At 48.0% G+C, this 629-nt stretch carries 1 protein-coding gene; it reads right to left on the reverse strand.

Annotation, left to right across the window (positions count from 1 at the left end; translation table 11 throughout):
* Positions 1 to 41 precede the first annotated feature (41 nt).
* A partial coding sequence (locus TU76_RS24160) for an RHS repeat-associated core domain-containing protein (RefSeq protein ID WP_048352678.1) occupies positions 42 to 629 on the reverse strand: 588 nt, incomplete at its 5' end.

The following is a 629-nucleotide window of genomic DNA, read 5'->3' on the forward strand; positions in this document are numbered from 1 at the left end:
CCACTTTTTACTGGTGACGTTTGGATTAAGTTTGAAGTAATTCATAAGTCTACTTTCCTCAAAATCTTATTAAGCGTGGAGGTAGGGTCCAGTGCCTCCTTCCTAAGCTCTGCGAGCTCGGCCTTGAATTGATCCGGCCCTTTTCGGCTTGCATTTTGCAGTCGTTTATAAATCTCTGCATGCATTCCCTCTGGGTGCGGACCTTTATGCCCGGGCACGTCCACTTTGTTTAACGGGTCATTGAGTACGTCCCTGCGGGATTTTCCGTTTTTAAATTTACCCAACCCATTTTTCTCAAAAAGAACACGGTATTTCGGTGTCCATTTTGCATGTTTATTCGTAGCGATATGGTGTGTCGGGGCGCAGGCGGAGAGCCCCCAAGGATCAAGCCAACCTATCGGGTTTGCTGCGTACTGGTAGAGGTTGAAGCCCCCGGCTAGCCCGATAGGGTCCGTCGTTGTGAAGCGTCCCACATCGGGGTCATAAAATCTAAATATGTTGTAATGCAGTCCAATCTCTCGATCCAGGTATTGCCCCTGGAATCTCAGATTCTGTTGCTCAAGATAATAAGGCTCACTTATTTCCTCGACGGTATTGCCCCATACGCGATATTTGGCTTGCCAGACGAT

Origin of the sequence: Pseudomonas psychrophila (assembly GCF_001043005.1) — a bacterium.
In the GTDB taxonomy this organism is placed as follows: Bacteria; Pseudomonadota; Gammaproteobacteria; order Pseudomonadales; family Pseudomonadaceae; genus Aquipseudomonas; species Aquipseudomonas psychrophila.